19 protein-coding genes and 3 pseudogenes are annotated in these 21,599 nt (G+C 35.0%); 5 read left to right on the top strand and 17 right to left on the bottom strand.

All coding sequences use genetic code 11. From position 1 onward, the window contains the following. Positions 1-2 precede the first annotated feature (2 nt). Positions 3-560 (bottom strand): dCTP deaminase, encoded by a 558-nt coding sequence (dcd, locus tag ONI09_RS04230; protein ID WP_006280485.1) that lies wholly within the window; start codon positions 558-560, stop codon positions 3-5. Positions 561-701: 141 nt separating this feature from the next. Between dcd and ONI09_RS04235 the strand changes: the two genes are divergently transcribed. Beyond that, complete coding sequence (locus ONI09_RS04235; RefSeq protein ID WP_265013778.1) at positions 702-1,718, top strand: substrate-binding domain-containing protein; 1,017 nt, start codon at positions 702-704, stop codon at positions 1,716-1,718. A gap of 79 nt (positions 1,719-1,797) precedes the next feature. Here ONI09_RS04235 and ONI09_RS04240 read toward each other — a convergent pair whose 3' ends face one another. Then, positions 1,798-2,784: a hypothetical protein gene (locus tag ONI09_RS04240; RefSeq protein WP_265013779.1), complete on the bottom strand. Its 987-nt coding sequence runs from the start codon at positions 2,782-2,784 to the stop codon at positions 1,798-1,800. Positions 2,785-2,879: 95 nt separating this feature from the next. After that, entirely contained in the window at positions 2,880-3,050 is a 171-nt protein-coding gene (locus ONI09_RS04245) for a hypothetical protein (protein WP_265013780.1), read from the bottom strand. A gap of 141 nt (positions 3,051-3,191) precedes the next feature. Between ONI09_RS04245 and ONI09_RS04250 the strand changes: the two genes are divergently transcribed. After that, positions 3,192-4,652: a TrkH family potassium uptake protein gene (locus tag ONI09_RS04250; RefSeq protein WP_265013781.1), complete on the top strand. Its 1,461-nt coding sequence runs from the start codon at positions 3,192-3,194 to the stop codon at positions 4,650-4,652. A gap of 255 nt (positions 4,653-4,907) precedes the next feature. On the opposite strand, the gene mgtE is transcribed toward ONI09_RS04250, so the two are convergent. Then, entirely contained in the window at positions 4,908-6,278 is a 1,371-nt protein-coding gene (gene mgtE / locus ONI09_RS04255; RefSeq protein ID WP_265013782.1) for a magnesium transporter, read from the bottom strand. A 153-nt stretch (positions 6,279-6,431) separates the two neighbouring features. Here mgtE and prfB point away from each other — a divergent pair. Further along, a protein-coding gene (gene prfB, locus ONI09_RS04260) for a peptide chain release factor 2 (protein WP_265013783.1) occupies positions 6,432-7,536 on the top strand; the annotation gives its coding sequence in 2 pieces (ribosomal slippage) (positions 6,432-6,506 and positions 6,508-7,536; 1,104 coding nt in all). Between the two features lie 76 nt (positions 7,537-7,612). Then, positions 7,613-7,753: a hypothetical protein gene (locus tag ONI09_RS04265; protein WP_264707624.1), complete on the top strand. Its 141-nt coding sequence runs from the start codon at positions 7,613-7,615 to the stop codon at positions 7,751-7,753. Here the strand turns inward: ONI09_RS04265 and ONI09_RS07090 are convergent. The 9 genes and pseudogenes from ONI09_RS07090 to ONI09_RS04325 all read right to left on the bottom strand — a co-directional run bounded on the left by ONI09_RS07090 (position 7,711) and on the right by ONI09_RS04325 (position 15,725). Next, positions 7,711-8,805: pseudogene (locus ONI09_RS07090) on the bottom strand (IS3 family transposase). The gene ONI09_RS04265 and the pseudogene ONI09_RS07090 overlap by 43 nt on opposite strands. A 78-nt stretch (positions 8,806-8,883) precedes the next feature. Continuing rightward, positions 8,884-9,642 carry a phosphate ABC transporter ATP-binding protein PstB gene (gene pstB, locus ONI09_RS04290; protein WP_265013785.1) on the bottom strand — a complete coding sequence of 253 codons (759 nt, stop codon included), beginning with the start codon at positions 9,640-9,642 and terminating at the stop codon, positions 8,884-8,886. Continuing rightward, positions 9,639-10,424, bottom strand: coding sequence for a 4-hydroxy-tetrahydrodipicolinate reductase (gene dapB / locus ONI09_RS04295; RefSeq protein ID WP_265013786.1), 786 nt, complete (start codon positions 10,422-10,424; stop codon positions 9,639-9,641). Before dapB ends, pstB begins: the two co-directional genes overlap by 4 nt. Before the next feature lie 741 nt (positions 10,425-11,165). Beyond that, positions 11,166-12,083, bottom strand: coding sequence for a Fic family protein (locus ONI09_RS04300; RefSeq protein ID WP_265013787.1), 918 nt, complete (start codon positions 12,081-12,083; stop codon positions 11,166-11,168). Positions 12,084-12,368: 285 nt separating this feature from the next. Then, the gene (holA, locus tag ONI09_RS04305; RefSeq protein WP_264707628.1) at positions 12,369-13,361 is read right to left on the bottom strand and encodes a DNA polymerase III subunit delta; all 993 of its coding nucleotides are present in this window, start codon (positions 13,359-13,361) and stop codon (positions 12,369-12,371) included. Between the two features lie 5 nt (positions 13,362-13,366). Beyond that, a complete protein-coding gene (locus ONI09_RS04310) occupies positions 13,367-13,546 on the bottom strand; it encodes a hypothetical protein (RefSeq protein WP_010082539.1) in 180 nt (59 codons plus the stop codon). Between the two features lie 131 nt (positions 13,547-13,677). Then, positions 13,678-14,487, bottom strand: coding sequence for a metal ABC transporter permease (locus ONI09_RS04315; RefSeq protein ID WP_265013788.1), 810 nt, complete (start codon positions 14,485-14,487; stop codon positions 13,678-13,680). A gap of 1 nt (position 14,488) precedes the next feature. Continuing rightward, positions 14,489-14,855 (bottom strand): annotated as a pseudogene (locus ONI09_RS04320) (Mth938-like domain-containing protein). A 3-nt stretch (positions 14,856-14,858) separates the two neighbouring features. Continuing rightward, the gene (locus ONI09_RS04325) at positions 14,859-15,725 is read right to left on the bottom strand and encodes a 4-(cytidine 5'-diphospho)-2-C-methyl-D-erythritol kinase (RefSeq protein ID WP_265013789.1); all 867 of its coding nucleotides are present in this window, start codon (positions 15,723-15,725) and stop codon (positions 14,859-14,861) included. A gap of 81 nt (positions 15,726-15,806) precedes the next feature. Here ONI09_RS04325 and ONI09_RS04330 point away from each other — a divergent pair, with 81 nt between their 5' ends. Then, on the top strand, positions 15,807-19,253 hold the full coding sequence (locus tag ONI09_RS04330; RefSeq protein ID WP_265013790.1) for a UvrD-helicase domain-containing protein: 3,447 nt from the start codon (positions 15,807-15,809) through the stop codon (positions 19,251-19,253). A 260-nt stretch (positions 19,254-19,513) separates the two neighbouring features. Here the strand turns inward: ONI09_RS04330 and ONI09_RS04335 are convergent. The 4 genes and pseudogenes from ONI09_RS04335 to ONI09_RS04350 form a co-directional block, all read right to left on the bottom strand. After that, a pseudogene (locus tag ONI09_RS04335) lies at positions 19,514-19,803 on the bottom strand (GIY-YIG nuclease family protein). 160 nt (positions 19,804-19,963) lie between these two features. Continuing rightward, positions 19,964-20,638 (bottom strand): RadC family protein, encoded by a 675-nt coding sequence (gene radC, locus ONI09_RS04340; protein WP_265014428.1) that lies wholly within the window; start codon positions 20,636-20,638, stop codon positions 19,964-19,966. Further along, entirely contained in the window at positions 20,613-20,843 is a 231-nt protein-coding gene (locus tag ONI09_RS04345; RefSeq protein WP_041573522.1) for a hypothetical protein, read from the bottom strand. The genes radC and ONI09_RS04345 overlap by 26 nt, the downstream gene beginning before the upstream one ends. A 142-nt stretch (positions 20,844-20,985) precedes the next feature. After that, a complete protein-coding gene (locus ONI09_RS04350; protein WP_064124935.1) occupies positions 20,986-21,582 on the bottom strand; it encodes an RDD family protein in 597 nt (198 codons plus the stop codon). Positions 21,583-21,599: the final 17 nt, after the last annotated feature.

Genomic DNA, 21,599 nt, shown 5'->3' on the forward strand with positions numbered 1-21,599 from the left:
AATCACTTAACTAACGGCAAAGTGATACCATGCTGATTCATATATTTTCCTTTCATATCATCATATGATTTCTCACACTCACTTTCGCCGCTTAAAAATACGAATTGGCATGCGCCTTCATTAGCGTAAATTTTCGCGGGAAGCGGAGTGGTGTTTGAGAATTCGAGTGTGACATGACCTTCCCATCCAGGCTCTAAGGGAGTAACGTTTACTATAATTCCACATCTTGCGTAAGTTGATTTACCAACACAAATGACCAGTACATTCCTTGGTATACGAAAATATTCCACTGTACTTGCAAGCACAAAGCTATTTGGTGGAATTATGCATACGTCTGTTTCTTTATCTATAAAACTATTCTCAGAAAAATTTTTAGGGTCCACGATGGCTGAATTAACGTTAGTAAAAATTTTAAATTTATTATCCACTCTTGCATCGTAACCGTAAGATGATAGTCCGAAAGATATAACACCTTTGCTGCTTTTGTGATTCACAAAAGGCTCTATCATTCCAAAGTTTTCAGCTTTTTCTCTTATCCATTTATCTGGCATAACTGCCATAACTGTTCCTTAAAGTTGTGTAATACTTACAATAATATAAAATAAAATTTAAATGTAAACTGTAGCTTTTGTCATGCAATTAAAGCTTTTCAGTTTGATGTTTTGTTATAATAATTAGATTTATGTTCTTAACTAAAAATAATGCTTAGAAACTTTCTCCTGATTTTTGTATTCGTATTATTCACGCCGCCGTCAAATGCTGATGCCAGGAAATACATCAGAATTGTTGGATCTTCAACTGTTTTTCCTTTTATCTCGTTTATAGCCGAGGAGTTCAATCGTGTATTCCCTTTTAAGACTCCAGTTGTGGAATCAATAGGAAGTGGATCAGGGTTCAAAATGTTTTGCTCAGGAATAGGGGAAGACACGCCAGACATCACCACTTCATCTCGCCCTATGAAGGAAGTAGAAAGAGAGCTATGTAAAAGAAATAAAATTAATGAAGTGATAGAGATCATCATTGGCTATGATGGAATTGTCATTGCAAATTCAAATCAAAGCCATAGATTTGATTTCACAAAGAAGGACTTATTTGAAACTTTATCTGCATATTCTCAAGAAAATGATAAATTAGTAAAAAATAATAAGAAGTTTTGGTCTGATGTAAATCAAGCCTTACCAAAAACAGAAATTGAAATTTATGGTCCACATCAAAATACAGGCACATACGAAACTTTGGTTAATTCTATTATGCTTGATCAATATTCATGCATGAACTCGAGAATTTTCAAAGAGAATTATAAAGATCAGGAAGAAAGAAAGAAAGCATGTGGTAATATAAGGGATGACGGAAGGTATATAGAAGTTGGAATTAATGAAAACATAATAATACAAAAATTGAAAAGTAACAAGAACGCTTTAGGGATATTTAGTTTTAGCTTTTTAATGAGGAATCAAGATAAAATACAAGGGAGCACAATTGCAGGAATTGAGCCAACTTACGAAAATATATCATCGGGAAAATATATATTAGCAAGACCTCTATACCTTTATATAAAGAAAGAACACCTGGATACTGTTGATGGATTAAGAGAATTCATAAAAGAAATTATAGATTCGATCAGCATTGAAGATGGGTACCTATCTAGGCTTGGTCTAATTCCACTTTCAAGTGAAGATATAAAGAAAGCTTCAGCAAAGGTTTATGATATAACGTGACGGCAACGTTTCTTTTATATTCTTTGTTCTAGCGTAGTCAGACCCAGCGCGGCGCGCTGGGATGACAATGGATTACTAATTAGATAGTTCTGCGTTGTTGCAACACCCCAGAAACAACCGGGTCCGAGCTTTTCGTATTTGGGCTTTCTGATTTCTCACAAACTCCTCCAATATAAGCTAGTACAGCCAATGCTGAAACTGCTAAAACTTCTAAAACTAATGCAACTACAGGATATGCCAGCACATAGGCTGCAATAGCACCAACTACGCATAGTCCAACAACGCCCAGAGCGATCTTCCCTTTGTGTTCACTCCAGAAGTTTGTATCGTTTTTTTCTGGGGTTTCGTTGTCTGCAGTTGGTGCAGAGTTTACGGTGTTTTGATCTAGATCAGTGTCATCTATAAAGTTAAGATCATCATTCTCAGACGGATCCTGATTGATTTCTTGTGAAAATCGAGTCGCATACTCTTTATCCCATGCTATCTGATCATTAATCTTGGCATTATCTAGTTCATTTTTACTAAGTTTTTCCTCAAATTCTTGAATCAAATCTTGAAAGCATTGCTCACCTACTCCAGGTATTTTAGCAAAACGTTTTTGTGCACATGTAAGTTTATCCATTACATAGTTATTTCCATTGGGCTCGAACCCAAGGAGCCCTGGAGAAGCAGCATCAAACATTAATTTAAAGCTTTCTTTTATCTTTTCCACATCTTCTTGGTTCAATTCTTCACTATATTCAACTTTCAGAGGATAAACTAAAAGGGCATCTACTCTTCCACTACTCCAATATACCTCTCGCTCTAAAACCCTTTCTACATCTTCACCACAATTCTCTAATGCTGCTTTAACTTGATCAATATCAAGGTTTTCTATTGCTTTTTGTAAGTTGGAATCAAGATCCATTACCCACTTGTGATCTTCTATTTTTTGAACAACTTGTACAAGAGCAAAATATTCTGTGCTATGAGGGTCAAATTTTCCTTGAAAGCGTTTAAGATCATCTATTGTATCCGTAAAATATGGTTGATCTTCAAAAGATTTTGTTACCTTGTAATCACACAAAAAATCACGAGTTTTTTGATCAGCTTCCTTCCAAATTAGTTCAATGATCCCTACTTTAGTGTTAACGCTAGTTTTAGTACAGCCAATAACATCATTTAAATGGTACCTTTGTCACTAGTCAGAGTCCCCTCGTGGCTCAAAACTACTTGTATATCATTATGTTCCTTATTGTTGAGTACGTTCTGGACTTCTTGAAAATTGTCATTCCTGACTGCCTGTCTTAATGAACCTAGAATTTCTTCTTGTGCATCAGTTAATTCAACCATATCTTACCTCTAATAAAAATTTAATTATCATACATATTTACAAGTAAATCAAGTATATTGTTAATAACTGTTAATAAAGGCCAACAAAATGCTTGACGTTAGAGTAGCTTTTATGGCTTTGTATAGCGAGGAAGTAACTCTATGAAAAATCATCAACGTTTACAAACTTTACGTTCAATTGCATTTATTGTGGGAATATTCCTATTGCTATTTAGCTTAGCAATGCTTATTCCTGCTATTACCAATAAGTATCTCAGCTACGAATGGAAAAATTTTTTCGCTGGATTCATAATTACCTGCACATCTGGCGCAATTTTTATTTTACTCGGTAAATTAAGTAGATTGCATGGAATGCCAGCAATTTTTGCGATTACTAGTTGCACCTGGATTGCCTTGTCTCTGTTTGCAGCTATTCCTTTCTATTTTGATAATCTGAGCTACGTTGATGCATTGTTTGAAACGATATCTGGCATCACAACCACAGGGGCAACTATATTTAATGATATTGAAAAACAATCTCCAGGAATACTGCTGTGGAGAGCAATGCTACACGGCATGGGGGGTTTTGGTGTAATCACTTTAGGAATTGCAGTTTTTCCTATGTTTAAGGTTCTCAGCCTAAATAATTTACTTTATTCTGAATATTCAGATGCTACCAAAAGGAAGTTGCCGAACACGCGAAGCGTAGTGATTCATGTTACGGCAATATATTATGGCTTAATTTTGTTATGCATATTTTCCTATTATCTAGCTGGTATGCCACTATTTGATGCAATATGTCACGGAATGTCTGCTGTATCAACTGGTGGATTTGCTAACTATAATGATTCTATAGGGCACTATAATAATCCCATACTAGAAGCCATAACGATCGTTTTTATGATTTTGGGTTCTCTGCCTTTTCTTAGCTATTTAAAAATTATAAGACGGTTAGACATTTGCTATGATGAACAGGTCTCTTACTTTGTTAAGATAGCTACTATCTCATCTTTATTTGCTTGTTTTTGGTTGTATAAAAATGTTGATTTAGGAGTGTCATTATCATTTAGATGCAGCACATTTACCATCACTTCCTTGATTACGTCAACTGGTTATGCAATCTGTAATCATATAGATTGGAGTTTCATTTCAGTCTTAGCTTTTTTTCTAACCTTTGTTGGTGGATGTAGCGGTTCTTCAAGTGGTGGTGTCAAAATCTTTCGTTTGATCATTTTTCTAAGATCTATAGAAAATCACTTTCGCCTTTTATTGAACCCAGGCGCAGGCGATAGGGTAAAATTCAATGGAAAAACCCTGGAGAATGATGAAGTTCACTCTGTCTTTATATTTTTTGCAATTTTCATGTTAACGTTTACCATTTCATCAATAGTGATGTCTTACTTAAGCAATGCAGACTTTATAACTAGCATCAGTTCAGTCTCTGCAACGCTTACAAACTCTGGCCCGGGATTTAGTAATTTAATAGGTCCTTCGGGTAATTATTCCTCTTTCAGTAATGAAGTAAAATTATTTCTATCGTTTGTAATGCTGCTTGGCAGACTTGAAATATTGCCAATCTATTTTTGTATAGGTAATTTATTCTTATTTAATAGAGAGAAATAGTTGGTGAAACTTGATATTATAGCTAAACTGACTTACGACAATTTGAAAAACCGTCATTCCGCTACTCGTTAGCGATATCTATACCGCGAATAAATCCACAGATGTACGAACATTGTGATTTGGGCACACCAGGAAGAATGTCATCCAAGTAGCCCCTTTCTCTTCATCCCGCTACTTGTTAGCGGGATCTATGCTAAGAGATACCGCGAATGAATCGCGGCATGACGGTTCGCGGCGGTATAGCTATAGATAGTATTAGCTATTTAATAAAAAGATCGTAGCTAAACCAAGAAATATAAAAGCTGAGAGAATATCAGTTGTTGCCGATGTTAGGATTGAAGAAGAAACGGCAGGGTCAGACTTTAAACGGTGAAGCATTATAGGAATGAAAGTTCCGATGAACGTTGCAATAATTGACATCATAATCATGGAGACCACAAAAATCATCTCCACTTTGAAGTTGTGAAACCTTATTGCTAACACTACTAATGAAATAGTAGATAAGATCACCCCGTTTATAAGACCTATTAAAAATTCTTTCATCAGTATTCTTTTTGCATTTTGCTCAGTTAGATATTTTGTTGCGATTGCCCGGATGGTTAGCGTTACTGTTTGGGATCCTGCATTTCCGCTCATTGATGCAATTATCGGCATGATTATTGGTAGTACTATAAAACTTTTTATTACATCATCGAAAAAGCCAACTACTATGGAACACATTGTTGCAGCTAAGAGGTTAAACAGTAACCAAGGTAGCCTTTTAATTATAGTTTTATGTATAGGGGCATTTATATCGGCTTTAGAAGATACACCGCTTATTTTGAGTACATCCTCTTCTGTTTCTTGTTGAACAACTTTTATCACATCTTCAATTAAGATCACACCAATAATTTTACCATTCTTATTTACTACCGGAGCCGATAATAGAGAGTAATCTTTAAATATTCTTGCTACTTCCTCTTGGTCTATTCCAGTTTTAATGATTTTTATATCATGATCCATTATCTCTTTTATTATTGTGTCTCCTGAGTGAGATATTACCTTATTTAAATTAACACTGCCTATAGGCTCTAATTTTGAGTTGATAATGAATATCTGGTGAAATTTTTCTGGTATTTTTTTATAGTTGCACACAAATTCTGTCAGTTGATTTATTGTCCAATAATATGGAGCTATAACCATATCTTTATGTATTAACCTTCCTGCACTTTCTTCTGGATATGATAGCAACTCCTCTACCGATTTCTGAGTTTTGCTGGGCAAATAGTAAAGTATATTTTCTACAGACTTTCTATCTAAATCTTTCACTATGGTTACTATATCTTCTACATCAAGGAGCATTAGTAACTTTGCTGTATTTTCTATTCCCAATGTTTCTATGATCTCTATTTGTAAATCTGGCACTACATACACTAGGGCATCACTTAACAAATGTTGATCGAGGATATTAACTAATTTCTCCCTGTGATCACTGATCGAAGTAGATAAAAAATAAGCTAACTGAACACTGTCTATCGTTTTTACAATATTACGAACATTCTCTAGCTCCTCGTTATCAAGTGACTCTATTAAGTCATCAATAGCCTTTTTGTCTAAACCATAATGGGAACTTATTTCAATATTCATTACTTTACCTTGTTTTTTAATAAATATACGCGCTTGATTTCCTTAAACATTAAAGTATAATGAAATTATTTAAATTAACTATCATATGGTTAAATTTCTATTTTGTTTACTGTTATTGTTATTGATAGTAAATATATTAAAATCTAAAGTATAATGAAAACTTATCCAGAAATTCTTGAACACTTTCAAAGCTTAAATAAAAGTATTTCTCTTATCAGGAGGTGTCTTTGACATAGAAAAATTAAAGTTGCGCCTTGAAGAGCTTGACTCCCAAGCGTCGAATGATGACCTATGGCAAGATAACCAAAAAGCACAAGAAGTTTTAAAAGAACGTTCTAAAATTAAGAATGACGTAGAGTCGTTTTTAAAGCTGGAAAGCGATTACAACGATGCCATCAGCTTAATGGAGTCTGCTATTGATGAAAATGATGAAGAATTTTTCTCTGAAGTTGAAAATGAATTAGCTAAGCTAGAGAAATTAATCAAGTATAAAGAAACAGAGTCCTTATTTACTGGTGAAGCAGATAATAATAACTGCTTTTTAGAAATCCACTCAGGAGCTGGCGGAACCGAGAGCAATGATTGGGCTGAAATGCTGATGCGCATGTATATAAGGTGGGCAGAAATTTATCACAACTTTAAAGTTGAAGTTGTAGAAAAATTAGAAGGAGAGTCAGTTGGTATAAAGTCTGCAATGATAAAAATCGTTGGAGAAAAAGCTTATGGGTGGGCAAAAAGTGAAAGTGGAATTCACAGGCTGGTTAGAATATCGCCATTTGATGCAAATGGTAAACGTCATACCAGTTTTGCAAGTGTAGGAGTAACTCCAGTGATAGAAGATTCAATTGATATTGCTGTGGATGAAAAGGATCTAAAGATCGACACCTACCGTGCTTCCGGAGCAGGCGGTCAGCATGTGAACAAAACTGAAAGTGCAGTACGCATTACGCATATTCCAACTGGTGTTGTAGTTCAATGCCAAAATGGTCGTTCTCAACACAGAAATAAAGATGAGGCATTGAAATTACTTAAAGGACGTTTATACCAAATTGAACTGGAAAAAAAAGAACAGAAAATGGCTGAAGAATATGGTAAAAAATGCGATATAGGCTGGGGCAATCAGATCAGATCGTACGTTATGCATCCATATCAAATGGTGAAGGATTTAAGAACCGGACATGAAGTGGGCAATATAAATTCTGTTTTTGATGGTAATATAGATTGTTTCATAGTTAGTGTGCTTACTAAGCAAAATTAAGAATTCATTTGGAGTTGACTTTACTTGCTGTGATAGGTGATAATTAAAAATACTATTTAAAATTAGAGGTAAAGTTATGGCAATGAACTATAAGCAATGGGAAGAAATATTAAGTACAGTTAATAAAGAAGTGACCTTACCCAGAAAAAGTGGAGAGAAAGTGTGGAATGTTTTTTACAAAAAGAATGATGCATCAAATTGTTCTGGAATGCAATAGTTAATAGTGACGTTGTTTGTTATAAAAAATTTCTATGTATTCAAATATTGCAGTTCTAGTTTGTTGAGCAGAGTGTTGTGAAGTATCAATAAGTATTTCTCTTTTCAATGAGCTAAAGAAGCTTTCTGCAACAGAATTGTCGTAACAACAGCCTTTATTACTCATCTATATTCTTTACAGCTAAGAGATATTGATACCCTTGCGCAGTATATTGTGAACCTTGGTCACTGTGCAGCAGTAGATTTTTAACAGGTTTACACCTATTAATGGCCATTAATAAAGAGTTCATAACCAATTGTTTATTTATTGCACTACTCATTAACTACCATACGTGAGAATTATTGCTGCCAAATATAGCCATCCCTCCTTGGTTTTGATGTAAGTAATCCCATACTTTATTTGGTTGATCAACAATAAAGTTTTGATCTAGTATATTGGGAGCTACAGCTCTATTATCTGTTTGTTGTTTTTTAATTTTAAACTTTCTTTTCAGTATAGCCCTGATGTCATTTTTCTGCATAATACTTTGCACCGTTTTCAAATTGCAACTTTTACCCAAAGCCTTCAATTCAGCATGAATTTTAGGAGCTCCATATCTACATTTAGAAGCTTGATATATTTTTTGAATATCTGCTAATAACTCTTTATTTGCTGATTCTCTACTGCTTATTTTTCTTGTGGTCCACTTATAGTAGCCACTAGCAGAAAATCCTACATAATTCCTGTACTTTATAGCAGTTACTATATAAAAAAATATTTTACTCTTTTTGACTGGCCAGGGCTTTTTTTAAAATGTCTCTTTCTCTTGTTACTTTTGCTAACTCTTTCTGTAAATCAAATCTCTCTTTGTCGTAAGGAGCCATGTTACCTCTACCTGGAAATGCATTTGCCGCTGACTTTTTTTCGTTATATTTCTTCATCCATTTTCCTAATACACTATCCCTTATTCCTAGATCTCTTGCTACTTTTGCAACTGGTTGACCTACCTTTCTTTGTTCATTTGCCAGCTTAACAGCTTCCAATTTGAATTCTGCCGTATATTCTCTTACCATTTCTAATCCTCCAAAATTTTATTTTACCCAAAAAAACTCTTTTCTTTCTCTCCACTTTTTCTGGGTAAGGTCAGAAACTTAATGATCCAGGATATACTCCTTTGTTAAGGGAGATTGAGCATCTTCGAATATTTCTTGAGTGCTTCCAGACTCAACAATTCTGCCATTATGAAAGAAAATTACACTATCAGATAACTTTTTAGCTTGCTTCATTGAATGAGTCACCATAATTATAGTAAATCTTAATTTCAGCTCTTGTATAAGATTTTCGATTGCATTGGTTGCCATTGGATCAAGAGCAGAGCACGGTTCATCCATTAATAAAATAGTTGGCTTCACTGCAATTGCGCGAGCGATGCATAGCCTCTGTTGTTGGCCACCGGATAAATTGAGTGCGCTATCTTGCAATCTGTCCTTCAATTCTTCCCATAAACCAACCTTGGTTAAACTATTTTCCACCATCTCATTCAATTTTTGCTTATCCTTCGCCATACCATGCAATTTTGGCCCACAAGCAACATTATCATATATTGATTTTGGAAAAGGATTTGGCTTTTGAAATACCATACCAACTTTTGCTCTAAGTAGTACAACATCCATATCGCGTGAATATATATCACCCAGCCCATCGATATCTAATTCACCAACAGTTTTGCAACCTGGTACATAGTCATTCATACGATTAAAACAACGCAAAAATGTTGATTTACCGCACCCGGATGGTCCGATAAAAGTAGTAACTTTTCTTTTATAAATATTCAAATTTATATCGAATAAAACTTGCTTAGAGCCGTACCAGAGATTTAAATCTTTAACAGAGGCACGTGTATTGCTCATATCACATCCTGCATTGAATAGAGCCCCGGAATTTCTCTTTTATTTTCGTATAGCCATACTGCTGCTTGAACAGCTCCTCTAGCAAATGTTGTGCGATCAATTGCTTTGTGGTTTAGTTCTATCCGTTCATCAGAATTAACAAACATCACGCTGTGATCTCCTATTACTCCACCTCCACGAGATACTGCAAAACCTATTCCCCCCTTTTTTCTTATGTTTGAACCACTATGTAAATATTGATTGGACTGAAAATCCATTTTTGAAGCGTTAGCAATTGTTTTGCCAAGTTCTATAGCTGTTCCAGATGGTGAATCCTTTTTTAAGTTATGATGCATTTCCAAAATCTCAACGTCATATTCATTACCTAAAAGCTCAGCAGCTTTTTTTACCAATTTCAGCAACACATTAACCCCAACACTCATATTTGCTGACCATAATATTGGAACTTCAGCAGCATATTCTTTCAAATCGACACCTTCTATTCCAGTTGTGCCACTAACCAGCGGTGTTTTAAATTTTACAGCTGCTTTAAGGCAGTCTAACATACATTCTTTAGTTGTAAAATCTATTACAACGTCGGATAACTCAAATATGCCACTAATAGAACTTGTAACCTTGATTCCTAGATTGGCTATAATTGGTCCAATATCTGAATCTATGTACTTACTGCCTGAACGGGCAACAGCACCTGCTATTTCCACTTTGGTATTTGTAATTAATTCATTGAGTATTTTTTTGCCCATTCTGCCTAAGCAGCCTATTACTCCAACTCTGATTTTCATAAAGCTTTTTACGTTTATTAAGAATGTTAGGCCTTTTTTTAAGCTCTGTCACTTCTGATCTATATTCTATAGCTGTACGAACACTGCAATTTCAGATCCCAGTGCCTTGACCACAACTATTGCAATATGGTACATAGTGAACGATGTCATTCCAGTCTGGAATCTAGCCTTTCTGCAATCTCATCGAAAACGTTGTAACCACTTTCTATGCTAATTTGCTTGCTTACAAGCAAACTTTTCTGGATCCCAGTGGGCTTTGTTGCATCGCTACTTATGAAAGGCTAACTATAGTTAGGATTATAAGCAACCTATTGAAAATCTTGTTTTTTTGCAATCAATCTGATCAAATTTAAGAATAGTAATTTGTTATTTATATTAATAAATTTAATTCTATTGAAAATAGCTAAAGCATTGAAATTCTTGAATTTTAGCCAGATTAGTGAGTGGTAGTGAAATTTCTTTTACTCAAATTTAGGTATTCACTGACCGTTCTTATTATAAATACCAGAATAATAAGCTACTGATATTCTCCATCTTTTTTATCTTTAATCCATCATAGCTAGCGATGCAACAAAGCCATCCCAGTGTCTGGGCACTGGGATGACAGGAGAAGGCACTGGGATGACAAGAATAGGGCACTGGGATCTAGTGGGCTCAAACTACAATGTTTGTACAGCTGTGACCTATATTCTATAGCTGAATAATTTAACAATTCAAAATGAATACATATCCTGTTGAGCTCTATATTACATACCAGGTTGCTTTGCCTTTTCCATGCTGAGTGATGTGATTACTCTTTACGAGATTAGATACGTGCTTCTTTAAGGTATTGCAGTTTGCTTTAGTAATATTTTCCAAATCCTTAATTGTAAGACGTCCATGTTTGCTGAGTAGTGCTAATACTTTAGCAGAAAGTGGTGGTAAATAGAGATTTAACACTTTTTCATGTGACACCTTTTGTTCAAGATGAAATTTTTGCTTTTGTAGTGACCTTAAAAAGAACATAAGCCATGGATTAAAATCATAGCTGCTCGTCTTCAAGGATTGTTGAGTACGACGCAAAGCTAAGTAGTAACTCTCCTTATTACTTTCAAGGGAACTGTAAGGTACATAGATATACCCTAACTTTAGTAACAAGAAAGTTGTGAGAATGCGTGATAATCTGCCATTTCCATCCTGGAAGGGATGAATAGCTAAAAAAGTAACTATAAAAATGCCAATAATTAATATAGGGTGTAACGATTTCACCTCTAATTGCTGGCTAGTCCAATAAATAAGTTCTTGCATTTGTGTTGCTGTCTCAAATGGAGAGGCTGTTTCAAAAACTATGCCCAAGCTTTTTCCAGATTCATCAAACGCTTCAACATGATTGGGGAATTTTTTATATTCTCCCATGTGCCTTTGATCTTTATATGAAAATTGTAAAAGCCAGATGTGAAACTGTTTTATAGTGTTTTCTGTAAATGGCATCTTGTTAAAGTTTTGAAATACTTCTTCACACACATACGCATATCCGGCTATTTCTCGTTCATCTAGAAAACGAAATGAGCGTGTATCAAGTTTGGATAGTAATTGCTCAACTTCACGGTCTGATAATCTTGCCCCTTCAATACGAGTAGAAGAACCAATACTTTCAATTGTTGCAATTTTCTTGAGCATTTGTAAACGTTCTGGAGCTAATTACCAAACAATTGCCATGCTCCTTTAAATTCATCAATTTCAGCAACTAATTTTAACATTTCAGGTGTTATTACAATTTTTGAAATGTCAAACATATCTGTATTTTTATCTAGTTATATTCAATTATATTCGAAAATATCCTATTAGCAAAGAATACTTGTGAGACACACACTAAAGAATGAATTTTGGTAGGCATAAAAGCAGCTATTTTATGTTAAAATACAACATTTTGATGAAATTATAAGAAAGGCTGGATCCGAGTAGTCAGCTACCCGTCAGTGCATGTTGAAAAATCATTTTATGATCTAAATCAGTTTTTTTACAGGTAACTTCTAAGCTTATCAATTTTTCCAAGATCTTCTTAAGTTCTGAAAGTTGCAAACTTTTCAAATGAGATTTAAAACTCTGCAATTGTTTAAAAAACAATGGAGGGCTTAGCTGATCAATCGCAGCCTGCTCACTCATTCCACCTTGCACTGACAGCAAAACGTTTTCAAGGCGTAGGAAATAATTTGATATAATGCGAATTAGCGCTATCGGTGAAAAATTTTCTTGCGATATCAATGCATCAGAAATTCTAATGAAACGCGACATATCTTTACTTGCTATGGCAGAGCATAGATCATCAAGTGTAGCATAGTCGTTGCCGGAAGTTGAAAAGCATAATTCTATATCAGTAAGTTTTAGGTCTTTTCTCTCCCCTAAGTATAAAACTAACTTCTCAAGTTCTGAACATATAGGCAGCTTGCTATGATTAAAGTAAGATTGCAAATGGTAGATTATCTCATTTGTGCATTTTATATCATTTTGTTTTAAGTAACTTGATATAATATCATAAAGATTACTGTTGCTGTCCTTATAGCAAGCAATTACACCAAAAATTTTTGAACTCTCCATATAACTTTTGGTTGCAGAATTGTGTGGAAGATCAGTTGCTGTCATCATTACATAATGACCACTTGCATTATAATCCAATACGTTTTTTAACTCTTTGGATATACCTCCACTCACATTTATCAGCTTAATTAATTTTTTGCTGGTAAACATCGAAATGTTTGCCAATTCAGAAAACAGTAAACCGGGTGACTTATTCACTATTGCAAAATCCATCACCTGAACTGAATACTCATCCAAATTAGCAATTATTTCTTGTACATAAAAACCAACCCTACTGTTATCACTTCCATGAATTAACACACCACTTAAAGCATCAGGTTTCTCTAGGAATCTTTTAACTTTGGATGGTGTAACCCTCATGCTATCTATATGATATCATTCTCATTTGACTGTACATGAGTATCCAAAGACTCTGAGTCTCCTTGTGCAATATTATGCACATCACCTGCTACATCATCTGACTCTTCTGTTTTTCCTGTAATATAATTATAAAATTTTTTCACAGGTTGAGATATATATTTGGAAAAAAATCCTTCTTCGCTCATATTCCTTACTCCATAAAATTAACAACTTATCATTAGCATATAAATAATAGTATAGCAAAAACTATTTTGTGCTAAGATAGTGATGTTTTATAATGAGTATATTACAAAATTATTAACATTCGAGATCAAAATTAAGCCAACCTGCTTAATACTAGCCTTATAAAATAAGCGATAATTAAATATACCGCTGCAACAAGTATAATTGCAGGTCCAGTTAACAAATCAAAACTTGCAGATAACATGAGACCCGATATCCCAGAGATTACAGAAAAAACTGTTGCAACAATAATCATCTCCATTGGAGTTTTTGAGATGAGTCTTGCGGATGCTGCTGGTATTAGCAAAAATGCAGCAATGAGTAATATTCCTATTAATTGGGCAGCAACTGCTATAAATATAGCAAGTGTAATTAAAAATTCTAGTCTAACAAAATTAACATTAATCTTCTCAACTACTGCTAAATCTTGATTAATTGAAATCATTAACCAATAACGCCATCTAAATATTAATATCAAAGTAACTACTGCAGAGGTTAAAAAAATCAATACTATATCACTTTGATCGAGCGTTAATATATCACCAAACAGTGAGCTAATAATACTATTATTGCCAGATGGAAGAAAAGACATAAGTATTAAACTCGATGATAAAACTACATTGGTAACGATGTTCAATATCGTATCGGCAGAATATAATCTGTTAAAATTAAGAGAAAGCAGTATTGCAAACGCAATTGCAATGAGCATTATGCTAAGCGATGGGCTAATCTTAAAGATCAAAGCAAGTGCAATACCAAGCAATGAAGAATGGGACAAACTATCACCCAAATACGATAACCTTTGCCATATCATAAACGATCCTAAAGCGCCTGTTACTAGGCTAATCATAACTACTGCAATTAGACTATTGATGAAAAAATCCTGAGTAAATATTTCAAGCATGCTATATGGCTATTAGATAACTGACAACAAACCTATCTTCGGATATCAGAACATTATGGGTTCTGCATGCAGAACCTGTTGTCATAAATTCAAAATTTAAACCTTTTTGTTCCATAAGATAGGACTTCACTGAAGAACTTGGTATATTGCGTGTTTTACCAGTACCTATTATCAAAATTTCTATTTCCTCTGTTAAAAAAGATTTAAAATGTTCCTTGCTATTTATATCACTTTCTTTCAATTTAATCACCTTGTTCAGGAAAAATTATAATTGAGCCGCAATATTCTCTATTATTCACCAAAAATTTTCCTTCCCTGTAACCATTTATAAGATTTTTATTCTCGGAAATTAAGGGAGTTATATCCATAAGTCAAACTATTAATTGAGTGTCAAATACCCACCATTCTGGTTGCTTTTTTCCGATATTAACTGCAGCAGCTTTTGCATTTTCCTCACTATCGAATATTCCAAAACATGATACACCACTGCCTGACATGCGAGAAAGTATAGAGCCTTCTTGTGACTCAAGTGTTGATATCACATCCTTAATTTCAGGTACAAAGCTTATTGCTATTTCTTGAAGATCGTTTCTCGTCTCTTTAAGAAGCTTCAACAAATCCTTTTCAGCGTCATCGCTCCATTTAATTGGCTCAGAGAATTTTCCTTCATGTTTGGAAAATACCTCTGGTGTACTCAAAAACCTTTTTTTCGGTTTCACAAGCACCACATTTGTAGGTAAAGAGAATTTTTTAATGTGGCATAATTCTTCGCCAATACCTCTAACAAAAACTGGCTTGCTATCTACGCTTGCGGGAACATCAGCACCAACGTTTAAGGCTATTTCATTTAAAATCGTCCTATCAATCTCCCACAGCTTCCCTAGCGTACGTACCACAGCTCCAGCATCTGAGGATCCGCTACCAAGTCCTGCAGCAATTGGTATGTTTTTTACAACCTTTACAGTGACTTTAGTGCGTACAGGAGCATGCCTAAGCAGCAGATTAACCGCTTTCATTACAGTGTTATATTGGTTATTTATTTTAGACTCGGAGTTTATAAATTCAACTGTAGAGTTATCGTATCTAGAATCCTTCTCACCTACTTTTATTTCCAAAAAATTAGAGAGATTAGCAAAGACAAATAAACCTTCAATCAAGTGATACCCTGTTTCTTTTTTGTCTACAACATGCAAAAAAAGATTGATTTTTGCAGGCGCCTTTACACAAAAACTTTTCATTATATATCTTCATTAACACTATTTTTACATTATATGTATAATGCTATTTTAGTCAACTTTTATAAGGTTCTCGCACTTCTGATGAGATCAAATGCCATAAATCCTAATTTCTCTGTGTGGGTAAATGCGTCCGCTGGTACAGGCAAAACAAAAATCTTAATAGACAGAGTATTGAGACTTTTATTAGAAAACAAAAGAAATATTCTTTGCTTAACATTCACCAATGCTGCAGCAAACGAAATGGAGAATCGCATTCACAGCATACTCAGTAAGTGGGCAATATGTTCAGATAGTGTGTTGGCAGCAGATCTAGAACAACTAGATTTCTTTCCAATGTCATCCCAGTGCGTGACACTGGGATCTCAGCACCCCTACTTGTCATCCCAGTGCGTGACACTGGGATCCAGAAAAAATAAAGATTATTTAACAAGAGCAAGAAGGCTTTTCTCTGAACTGGAAAATCTTGGTCTAACTATACAAACCATACACGCTTTCTGTTACAAATTAATCTCCAGCTTTCCTATAGAAGCTGGCATTGCTCCAAATTGCACGCTGAGTGAATGTAAAGAATTACATTCCATCATATTCAATAAAGTGCTTCATAACGAAACTGTGCAGGATGATATCAACCTTATTGCAACTGAAATTGATGAAAATAAACTACGCGATTTGCTTTATACTTTATGTGTAAAAAGATCGATGTCAGCAAATGATTCGAAATATATCAAAGATAAATTGAGCGCCCCAGATGAAATTCATGACTTACAGAGTGAAACAATTGAGCACGTGGGAAGACTAGCCGAGATATTAAGTGAAGGCAGTAAAAGAGATCAGAGTTATAGTGAAATACTTTATTCTACTGTCATCCCAGCTGGGATCCAGAAAAAAAGAACCAGTGTCAGCTACTCGGATGACACCGGAATAAAGTGGAATGACACCAAAATAGAAAACCTAGCCAAGGTATTTCTCAAATCAGAATCGCACGAAAAAAAGAGCATATCATCCATTGCAACAAAAAGTATTTTGGAGAAATTCAAAGATGCAGAGCAAATAATAGAGAGCGTTCAGAATGTAGTATTTACCCATATAAGAGACATGAACTCTTATCAAATATTCAAGAGAACCAGTAGCTTACTTGGTGTATTTAAAGTATATGTTGATTTATATAATAGTGAAAAATCAAAAAATGCACTGCTTGACTACAATGATATAATTGACTTAGCAACAAATCTTCTCAGCGACCCAGATCATAAAGATTGGGTATTGTTTAACTTAGATCAAAAAATAGATCACATCCTTGTTGACGAGGCACAAGACAATAGCATCAGTCAGTGGAAAATTATAACAAATCTCTGCGATGAATTTTTTGCCGGTAATGATGAAAAGCGAACCTTATTTGTTGTTGGTGACGTAAAACAATCCATATATAGATTTCAAGGAGCAAATCCCCATCTATTCAACTATATGCAACAATACTTTCATACGAAAACTGGTGGTAGAGATTGGATATCATGCCAACTTGAAAAGTCATTTCGTTCAACTCCAGAAGTTTTGATGCTTGTAGATAGAATATTTAATAACTTCCGCGCAGAAATATCTTTTAATGATAATGAAATAAAACATGTTCCACATAGAGAAAATGACCAAGGATATATTGAAATTTGGCCAGCGTTACCAAGGCGCAAAGAGAAAGAACAGCAAGCTTTACAAATTCCTCTGACATGCAGGGAAAATTATATAATAGCAGACCGATTACTTGCTCAAACAATAGCCAACAGAATTCACAATTGGTTAAATGAAGGGCGAATTTTAGTCGCTAAAGATCGCCATATAGAGCCAAGAGACATTATGATTTTGGTGCGACAACGAAACGTGTTAGTTGATTACATAATAAGCGAACTTAAAAAAGCAAATGTGCCAGTTGTAGGCCGAGATTATTTTAGAATTATGGACTATATAGCCGTGCAGGACTTAATAGCTTTGGCCGAATTTTTACTCCTCCAGGCAAATGATCTAGCTCTTGCAAATGCTTTAAAATCACCGCTATTTAATTTCACCGAGGATGATTTATTTAACATTGCATACGACCGTAAAGAGCATTCACTATGGGAAAGAATTCAGGATTATTCTGTGGTTATCTATAGTGAATTAAACTATCTCATTAACTTATCTCGCACAGAATCCCCTCTCGCATTATTCACGCATATACTGCGCACAGGTAAGAAGAAATTTGCTGCAAGGCTAGGTCTTGAGTGCTTCGAGGTTCTAGACGAATTTATGAACCTTGTGTTGCAATTTGAGAACCCATCTCTTCAAGCGTTTGTTCAATGGATCAAGGAGAATAATCCGGAGATTAAGAATGATATGCAATCAGAACGCAATGCTGTGCGAATAATGACAATTCACAAATCAAAAGGTCTGCAAGCTCCCATAGTATTTTTGGCTGATACAAACACAGTGCCAAGAAACAGTGAAAGCATTATCTTTGATGGAACGGAAGCACCATTTTGGTGTGGAAAAAACAACAACGCTTATTGCGATCAAGTAAAAAGAGAGAAAAAACTAGAGGATTATAATGAATATTTGCGTTTATTATACGTAGCACTCACGCGTGCTGAAGATGAGTTATACATCTTAAGTAAAGAGCCAGTGCAAAAGGGCTCTTGGTATGATCTAATCACTAAGTATGGAGAACCATATAAAAAGAAACAAAGGGGTTTACGGCTAATATTTAAAGAAAAAGTTGAAGTATTATGCGTGAATGCAAACTACCCTTACATTTATAAAAAACGTGATTACTTTGACGTTCCGGTCATTTCCCTTCCACCAGCTTTAGCCCACTCTTCGGTGTCATCCCAGCGTCCTCCCCTGTCATCCCAGTGCTTGACACTGGGATCAGTAAAAACAGAAGAAAAGCCAGCATCAGCTACTCACTCTTCGATGTCATTTCAGCACGTGAAGCTGGAACCTGGAGAAAAAAAGCCAGTGTCAAGCACTGGGATGACAAATAGGGGTATTAGAATGACAGACAGGGGTATTGGAATGACAGATGAGAGTGCTGGAATGACAACAAGGAGCATTGGGATGACAGATGGTTATGCAAGAGGCCTGATTATTCACAGCATATTGCAGTATATGCCCAAGATAGAAAAAGAAAGGAGAAAAAATTGGGTCAGAAAATACCTTGATAACATCAGTGAAGATAAGGATGAAATTTACAGTAAAATATTAGCCTTTAATGAAAAATATGGCTATTTGTTTGACTTGGAAGGCAAATCAGAGATTACACTGAGTGGAACAATTGATGGCAAGTCAGTATTAGTACGACTAGATAGGCTATGCATAACGCAAGATAAAGCAATCATAATTGACTACAAATCACACCGTAACGTTTCTGTTTCCTTATTAAATGAAATAAAAAAACAGATGTTAATCTATAAAACCTTAGTACAAGAAATATATCCAAACAAGCAAGTAGAGTGCGTGGTTATTTGGGTGGAAGATTTAACCATTCAATCTGACTTTTAACGAAACTTGATTGCAAGAAATAGCTACTACGTCATACCACCGCGAACCGTCATACCGCCGCAGAACGTCATACCGCGATTCATTCGCGGTATCTCAGCCGCTAACACGTAGCGGAATGACAGCAGTCCTACGTCATACCGCTGCGGATAGATCCCGCTAACAAGTAGCGGGATGACGAATTACTTAACTGTCATACCACCGCAAACCGTCATACCGCCGCGGTATCTCAGCCACTAACAAGTAGCGGGATCTCAGCATAGCTATCTTAAAGCTAAGTAATATAAGTCAATCCAGCTAGGATTCTTTTGATTGATCAAATTAATTTTCCACTGCCTTGGCCATTCTTTCAGGCGCCTTTCTCTTGCAATAGCTAAACTTATATCTTCAAACTCTTCAAAATATACAAGTTTATTTACATTATATCTTGTGTAAAACCTGAAACAATTTTGTTTTTGTGTTCCCAAATCCTCTTGATCAAATTTGCAGTTACACCAATATATAATGTGCTATTAGCTTTATTTGTAAGTATATAGATATATGATAACTTCATCTTAATCGTTTATAGCTAAAGTAACTGAGGTTTACCAACATTATACTACACCATCATACCACAATAAAACTTACCGTCATGCCGCCGCAGATAGATCCCGCTAACACGTAGCGGAATGACGATTGTCGGTAAATCTAAGTTACTGTAGCTATAAAGGCTTTCACAACAACCTATTTTCCTTGAAACTAAAATAGCTACTGAATGTAATAATAATGTGATCTATTAATTCTATTCCTATACTTTGGCAAGCTTCTGCTAGTTGTCTAGTGAGAGATATATCGCTATTTGAAGGTTGTGTATCTCTGCTTGGATGATTGTGAGATATTACAATGGATGTTGAACCAATCAAAAGTGCGCGCTTGATGATCTCTCTGACATAAAGAGGAGTTTGATCTACTGTACCAATATTTTGCAGGTCTTCCGCTATTAGACGATACTTTTTATTCATATAGATGACGCGAAAATTTTCCTTATTGAGGCTTCCTATACTTATTCTTAAATAATCAAGCAATTTTTCCCAGTTATCGATTATAGGCAGGTCTTTTATTTCTTCTCTTGCAGAACGAACAAAGGCTTGTTTTACACAAAAGATGGCAGATATCGCTGCATTGCTGACACCATCAACGTTTTGCAGCGCTTCCAGGTCAGCATTAAAAACTTTATTCAAACTGCCAAAATTTTCTATCAAACTCTTTGCTATCGGCTTTACATCAATTCTACTGTATGCTGAATATAAAATGTGCTCTAAAACCCCATAATCAAGTAATGATTGTCCATTATCTAAAATAATTTTCTCCCTTAGGCGCTTTCTATGCCCCTTTTTGTAATTTTTCATCATCAATGAATTGCTTATCTCTTGTATAATAAGAAATTAGATTTTTAAGTAAAATATTTAATAAAGCGCATGACGCACAATTGTAAGAACATTCATTTTTAAAGACAGCAAATGGTGTCATGAAAGTAGCTGAGACACTGTCCTCCTTTGTCATCCGAGTAGCTGACACTGGTTCCTTTACGACGGCAGTGCCCAGAGGTGTCATCCCAGTGCGTGCACATAGTGCAAAAAATTAAAAATAAGACGCCAACACGTAATACTGTTGTCGTTTAATCTGCACAGATTGAAGATAAATGAATACCTTCAGTATCATGATAAAGGGGCTGGCGAAGGGTGTCAAGTAGTTTTTAGCTCTGCCTTCTAAGGCTTTTACTCGTGACAACCACTGTGCCTGCGATCTTATCGTGCCAAGTTTGACAGCGTTTGTTGAAATTTGACCATAAAAAGCCCAAGAATAATGGTGCAACTGACAATATAAAGGAAAAAAATCTCTTTGTTGCTTGTCTTAAAGTTATCTTTTCGAAAGTTTGTGCATCCACAACTCTAAGCCCAAGTAATAGTTTTCCAGGTGTAGCAGCAAACCTTACCCACATATATATTACATAGCAAAAGAGCATAATAAACTGGACTATTTGATTTAGGATTAGTAATTTTATAAGTCTACTCTGGGTTGTCTTTTCTTCCGCAGACAGTGGTGCTTGCATTGGGGATTTTGCAGCAATTTGACTTAATATTTTGCTATCCTCTGAGTTCATAAAGAGCTGATTTAAGGCTTGGCTGCAAAACTGCAAGAACAAAACGATAATAATTAAATCAAGCAATACTGATATATAGCGCCTGAGGCCCGTTACATAACATATCCCATTTTCATCTTTCTTTACCTTTTGAATAACATTTATAGAAGAAAAAATAGAAAATAAACGATCAAAAAATTTATGTAACATATATACACTTTCCAATA

It is taken from the genome of Wolbachia endosymbiont of Drosophila pseudotakahashii, assembly GCF_026015925.1.
GTDB classification, from domain to species: domain Bacteria; phylum Pseudomonadota; class Alphaproteobacteria; order Rickettsiales; family Anaplasmataceae; genus Wolbachia; species Wolbachia pipientis.